Origin of the sequence: Staphylococcus sp. GDY8P54P, from assembly GCF_017892645.1 — a bacterium.
In the GTDB taxonomy this organism is placed as follows: domain Bacteria; phylum Bacillota; class Bacilli; order Staphylococcales; family Staphylococcaceae; genus Staphylococcus; species Staphylococcus ureilyticus.
In genome coordinates this window covers 24,823-31,160 of record NZ_JAESLN010000053.1, presented here as the reverse complement: position 1 = coordinate 31,160, position 6,338 = coordinate 24,823, and the positions used below count along the sequence as shown (strand labels likewise).

Genomic DNA, 6,338 nt, shown 5'->3' with positions numbered 1-6,338 from the left:
AGTAGGACGTTGCCAGGCAATCAAGACCCGAAAGGGTCTTTTTTTTACGTAAAAGGAGCTTAACTTCCAGTTCGAAGAACTGTAAACTGACAAAAGAAAGCGTTTGAAGCTGACGAAGTAAACGAGAGACGAAATGAGCTTACAAGCGGTAAGTGAGTGAGGAAAGCGTGAAACTGAGGAAAGATGCGAGCGCTTGTCTGAAGTCAGGAAAGCTGCTTAGCGCCGAAGGTAGCTGACTTATGTTCCGCAAGAGTAGGTAAAGAGGAATACATGAGCTAAAGCTCATGTATAAGTCACACTATTCCAATAACATATAAATTTATAAGATATATAAGTGTGAAACGTAAAAATTAAAATTAAGAAGTGTGACTTTACAGGCAATCAAGACCCGGAAGGGTCTTTTTTATTTACGTAAAAGGAGCTTAACTTCCAGTTCGAAGAACTGTAAGTGGTACTTTATATAAAATAAAAGTCTAGCATAAGCTAGACTTTTAAATTAATAGTGAATAAAGCATTTTGTTTTCGTTAATATAGATATTGGAAGGATCGAATTCATTGACATTCGACTTTAAGTTATCTAAATCTTGATGGTTATTTAATTGTATGCCGATGATGACAGTTCCTGTATTTTGAGAACTTTTCTTAAGGTACTCAAATTTAGTAATATCATCCTTTGGTCCAAGTACGTCATTTACAAATTCTCTTAATGCGCCAGGTCTTTGTGGGAAGTTGAGAATGAAGTAATGTTTCATTTCTTCAAATAATAAAGAACGTTCTTCGATTTCTTTCATACGGTTGATATCATTGTTGCCGCCACTTACAACACAAACAACTGTCTTACCTTTAATTTCTGAACGATATTGTTCTAATGCTGAAACACTTAAAGCACCAGCAGGTTCCGCAATAATTGCTTGTTTAGAATACATGTCCAAGATCGTTGAACAAACAGCGCCTTCATGTACTTGAATATAGTCATCTACTACATTTTTGGCAATATCATATGTGATTTCACCGACTTTTGCTACAGATGCACCATCCACAAATTTATCAATTTCAGGTAACGTTACTATTTGATTTTCTAGTACAACAGAGGCATACATACTACTCGCACCGGCAGGTTCTACGCCAATGATAGAAGTTTGTGGTGAATGTTCTTTGAAGTAAGTGCCTACCCCTGAAATTAACCCACCACCGCCTATAGCTGCGAATAAATAATCAAATTGAATGTTATCCTCTTTAGATTGTTTTAAAATTTCTTTAGCTAACGTACCTTGGCCAGCGATTGTATAAATGTTATTAAATGGATCGATGAAATTCATTTTATTATCTTGAGTATACGTAAGTGCCTCTTTTAGACAATCATCAAATGTATCGCCGGTAAGCACAACTTCAGCGTTACTACCACCAAAAAATTTCACCTGATTTATCTTTTGAAGAGGTGTAGTTACTGGCATAAATATAACAGCATTTAAATTAAGTTTGTTGGCAGTGTAAGCAACACCTTGTGCATGATTACCTGCACTTGCACATGTAATTCCGTTTTGTCTATCATTTTCATTTAACGCTATAATTGCGTTATAAGCACCTCTTAATTTAAAAGATCGAACCCATTGTAAGTCTTCTCTTTTTAAATAGACATCACAATCGTATTTAAGCGATAAGTAATGATCCTTTTGCAAAGGAGTTTCTTTAACAACATCTTTCAATTGTAAGAAAGCTTCATCTATATCTTTTGAAGAAACAGTTGTTTTGACAGCCATAAATTTCACACCTTTATTTAAGTTTCGTTAAAAAGCTTTTGACGTTTCATATGCTTGAATTTCATTTTCGAATTGTAGTGTTACAGCAATGTCATCAAGTCCATTAACAAGTTTATTTTTCCACGTTTCATCAATATCAAAGTGAAATGTTTTATCATTCGCAGTCACAGTTTGATTAGGTAAATCAACAGTGACTTTACCTGCTTTGGCAATGTATTGACGTTCTTCTTCATTTAATACGATAGGTAACATCGCATTTTTAGTACAGTTCATATAAAAGATATCACTATAACTACCAGCAATAATAATATCAAAACCATAATCCTTAATTGCCCAAGCTGCATGTTCACGGCTCGAACCACAACCAAAATTATCCCCAGTTACTAAAATCGTGGCATCTTGGTATTCTGGCTTATTTGGATTGAAATCTGGATTGTCGGATCCATCCTCTAAGTAGCGCCATTCATCAAAAGCAAAAGGTCCAAAACCAGATTTAGAAATTCGTTTTAAATGTACTTTTGGTATGATTTGGTCAGTATCAATATTATCATGAAATAATGGAACAACTTTACCAGTATAGGTTGTGATAGGTTGGATTTCCATATTATACAACCACCTTTCTTACGTCTACAAACTTCCCGTTAATGGCTGCAGCAGCTGCCATAGCAGGGGAGACTAAGTGTGTTCGAGCCCCTTTGCCTTGGCGTCCTTCAAAGTTACGATTACTTGTTGATGCACAATGCACTCCAGCAGGTACTTGGTCAGGGTTCATACCAAGACACATTGAACAACCAGGTTCTCTCCATTCAAATCCAGCATTTTTAAACACTTTATCAAGACCTAATTTTTCTGCTTCTATCTTTACTGTTCTAGAACCAGGAACGACGATTGCTGTAATATTAGGATGCACTTGATTTCCTTTTACAATATGGCTTGCTTCTATTAGATCAGATAGTCGAGCATTCGTACAAGAACCTAAAAATACATAACCTAAATCAATATCTTCTGCTTTTTGGCCAGGTTTTAGTCCCATATAGTTATAGGCCCGTTCATCATTAACATCATTAATTTCAGGAAATGGTGTATTAAAGCTAACACCCATTTCAGGGCTAGTACCCCAGGTAACTTGTGGTTCTAAATCAGAAACATCAAGTCGTATGATTTTATCAAAATTTGCATCATCATCAGTGTAAAGTTCACGCCATTCATCTACATCATATGCAAAGTTTGTTGCATAAGGTCTTCCTTTTACATATTCAAATGTAGTTTCATCAGGCGCCATCATCCCATACTTTGCACCAGCTTCGATCGCCATATTACAAATCGTCATTCTTGCTTCCATTGATAGACTACGAATAGTTTCACCTGAAAACTCAAGTGCATATCCAGTACCAAAATCAACACCATATTGGTTAATAAGATGTAAAATAATATCTTTTGCATATACGCCTGTAGGTAGTTTACCAGTAACATCAATTTTTAAATTTTTTGGCTTTGTTTGCCATAGTGTTTGTGTTGCAAAAACATGTTCGACTTCACTAGTTCCAATACCAAATGCAATAGCACCAAAAGCACCATGTGTAGCTGTATGAGAGTCTCCGCATACGATTGTTTTTCCAGGTTGTGTCAGTCCAGTTTCAGGACCAACCATATGCACGATACCTTGTTCGTCAGAACCCATATCAAAAATATGCACATCAAATTCTTTGGCATTTTTTTGAAGCGTTGTTATTTGTTTATTAGCAATTTCATCTTTAATATTAAAAATATCAACTGTTGGAACGTTATGGTCCAGCGTCGCATAGGTTAAATCAGGTCTGCGCAGCTTTCTATTTTGTAGTCTAAGTCCTTCAAAAGCTTGAGGAGATGTGACTTCGTGTATAAGATGTAGGTCTATATATAATAATTGTGGGTCACCTTCTTTACCGGTTAAGACATGCTTATTCCAAACTTTGTCAAATAGTGTTTTACCCATATGACATCTCCTCCTTTTTAAAGATTTTGTTTAATGAATTTAAAAATATCAGTTGTTTTATACTTACCATTGAGATCTTGAGTTGTTTTTTCATCTTCGATAAGTTGATAAATAACTGATTCTAATCTATGAGCAGCCTCTGGTGCATTAAGACTTTCTCTTAAACACATAACCACTGATAAAAGCATACCGAATGGATTTGCTATATCTTTATTTGCAATATCAGGTGCAGAACCATGAATGGGTTCATAAAGTCTTGGTCCTTTTTCACTAAAACTAGCTGATGGTGAAAGACCAAGCGAGCCAGGAATTACAGATGCCTCATCACTTAATATATCTCCAAATAAATTTTCTGTTACAATGACGTCAAATTGAGAAGGATTTGTAATGATGTGCATTGCACAAGCATCTACAAGTAAATGATTAACTTCAACATCTGGATAGTCTTTAGATACATCATTTATTACATTTCTCCATAATTTACTGGAAGAAAGTACATTTTCCTTATCTACAGAAGTTAATTTTTTGCGACGATTTTGAGCTAAATCAAAAGCAACTCTTGCAATTCGTTCTATTTCTGTACGTGTATAAGTTAAGGAATCTAAAGCTTTATCCTCATTCCAATGTTTTGGTTCACCAAAGTAAATACCACCTGTTAACTCTCTTACTAAAATAAAATCTGTACCAGCTACACGCTCTTTTTTAATAGGTGATAAGTGACTGGTACCACTCGTTACTGTAGTGGGGCGAATATTAGCAAATAGACCTAAAGCTTTTCGAATACCAAGCAGACCTTGTTCAGGTCTATTATTAGGGTCTATCCATCTTGGACCACCGACAGCACCCAATAGAATTGCGTCTGCTTGTTTACAAGCACTTAGCGTCGTATCAGGTAGTGGCGTACCATGATTATCTATAGCAATACCTCCGAAATCATGCGTTTCTATTTCATAGTTGAAATTATAGATATTACTCAGTTGTGAAAGAATTTCTAGTGAACCATTTAAAATTTCCGGTCCAATCCCATCCCCGGGAAGTGCTACAATCTTATAACTCATGAGTGAATACCTTCTTTCACTTCTGAATTAGAAACGTATTTAGCATGTGCTTCAACATATGATTTACATGATGCTAATAAGATGTCATGATCAATACCTACACCAGTAACGATTTGATCTCCAATTTTAATTTGGACATGTACTTCTGCTTGTGCATCAGTACCTTCAGTTACAGATTCAATACGATAGTCTATAAGTTCAGTTTTGCGATTGAAAATTCGATCTACTGCATTATATACAGAAACAATTGATCCAGTACCAATACTTGAATCTTGATACGTATTTCCATCTTTATCTTGAATTACTACGACAGCACTTTGTAGTCCATTTGAGACGAATTGTAGTTGCAGAGCTTCAACTTTATAGATGGCATTTTGTTCATGTTCAGTTCCTTGAATTAAAGCGTGTATATCCCTGTCAGTAACAGACTTTTTCTTATCAGCAATTGTTTTAAATTGCTTAAATAGTTCTTTTTGTTCTTCAGCATCCACATCATACCCCAATGCAACTAATTTTTCTGAAAAAGCGTGTTTACCAGATAATTTACCGAGCGGTAGTTCAGTTGTTTTGACGCCTACTAATTGTGGTGTCATTATCTCATAAGTTTCAGGGTTTTTAAGAACACCATCTTGATGAATACCTGATTCGTGACTAAAAGCGTTTTGTCCGACAATAGCTTTATTTCTTGGGACTCGAATACCTGCATATCGTGCTATTAAATCAGATGTATTTTTAGTTTCTTCGAGATTTATTTGTGTTTGATTACCATAATGATCTTGTCGAACGTATAGGCCAAGTGCAACTTCCTCAAGGGCTGTGTTACCTGCACGTTCACCAATACCATTTAAAGTACCTTCAATGCGTTTTGCACCATTTTCAATTGCAGACATACTATTTGCAACAGCTAAGCCTAAGTCATCGTGACAGTGTGCACTATAAATAACTTCATGATTTGTTTTAATGCTTTCTTGGAGTGTTTTAAAAATTTTGCCATATTCTGTAGGATAGCTGAATCCAACTGTATCAGGTATATTGATGACCCTTGCTCCCGCATCAACTGCAGTTTGAACACATTCGATTAAGAAAGGTAGTTCCGTTCTTGTAGCATCTTCTGGTGAAAATTGAACGACGTCAAAATATTCTGTAGCATAAGCAACATGCTCTTTGATTGATGCTAACACTTCTTCTTTGGACATCATGAGTTTTGAGTCACGGTGAATAGGGCTAGTTGCTAAGAACACATGTATTCTAGGTTTTACTGCCTCTTTTGTTGATTGATACACTGCATCAATATCTTTTTTGACACAACGTGCTAAGCCACAAACAGCAGTGGTTGTTAATGTTTTAGAAATCGCTTCTACGGATTTAAAACTACCTGAACTTGAAGCAGGGAAACCAGCTTCGATGATATCAACACCCCATTTTTCAAGTTGTTTAGCAATTTTTAAGCGTTCATCGAAGGAAAAGTTTACGCCTGGCGTTTGTTCTCCGTCTCTTAGTGTCGTATCAAAAATTTGAATATGGCTAGTCATTTTAAACATCTCC

5 protein-coding genes are annotated in these 6,338 nt (G+C 35.7%); all 5 read right to left on the bottom strand.

Going from position 1 to position 6,338, the window contains the following annotated elements; all coding sequences use genetic code 11:
* Positions 1-491 precede the first annotated feature (491 nt).
* The 5 genes from ilvA to KA883_RS13380 are packed head-to-tail and all read right to left on the bottom strand — an operon-like array spanning position 492 to position 6,325.
* On the bottom strand, positions 492-1,760 hold the full coding sequence (gene ilvA, locus KA883_RS13400; RefSeq protein WP_046206540.1) for a threonine ammonia-lyase IlvA: 1,269 nt from the start codon (positions 1,758-1,760) through the stop codon (positions 492-494).
* A 27-nt stretch (positions 1,761-1,787) separates the two neighbouring features.
* A complete protein-coding gene (gene leuD, locus KA883_RS13395; RefSeq protein ID WP_046206539.1) occupies positions 1,788-2,363 on the bottom strand; it encodes a 3-isopropylmalate dehydratase small subunit in 576 nt (191 codons plus the stop codon).
* A 1-nt stretch (position 2,364) separates the two neighbouring features.
* Positions 2,365-3,735: a 3-isopropylmalate dehydratase large subunit gene (gene leuC, locus KA883_RS13390; RefSeq protein WP_070039235.1), complete on the bottom strand. Its 1,371-nt coding sequence runs from the start codon at positions 3,733-3,735 to the stop codon at positions 2,365-2,367.
* Positions 3,736-3,752: 17 nt separating this feature from the next.
* Positions 3,753-4,793: a 3-isopropylmalate dehydrogenase gene (gene leuB, locus KA883_RS13385; protein WP_046206537.1), complete on the bottom strand. Its 1,041-nt coding sequence runs from the start codon at positions 4,791-4,793 to the stop codon at positions 3,753-3,755.
* Positions 4,790-6,325, bottom strand: a complete 1,536-nt coding sequence (locus KA883_RS13380) for a 2-isopropylmalate synthase (protein ID WP_210140019.1) — start codon at positions 6,323-6,325, stop codon at positions 4,790-4,792. Before KA883_RS13380 ends, leuB begins: the two co-directional genes overlap by 4 nt.
* Positions 6,326-6,338: the final 13 nt, after the last annotated feature.

What these genes read in the sequence shown, in the direction of transcription:
- ilvA (WP_046206540.1), bottom strand. Translation starts at nt 1,760, where the DNA reads ATGGCTGTCAAAACAACTGTTTCTTCAAAAGATATAGATGAAGCTTTC.
- leuD (WP_046206539.1), bottom strand. Translation starts at nt 2,363, where the DNA reads ATGGAAATCCAACCTATCACAACCTATACTGGTAAAGTTGTTCCATTA.
- leuC (WP_070039235.1), bottom strand. Translation starts at nt 3,735, where the DNA reads ATGGGTAAAACACTATTTGACAAAGTTTGGAATAAGCATGTCTTAACC.
- leuB (WP_046206537.1), bottom strand. Translation starts at nt 4,793, where the DNA reads ATGAGTTATAAGATTGTAGCACTTCCCGGGGATGGGATTGGACCGGAA.
- KA883_RS13380 (WP_210140019.1), bottom strand. Translation starts at nt 6,325, where the DNA reads ATGACTAGCCATATTCAAATTTTTGATACGACACTAAGAGACGGAGAA.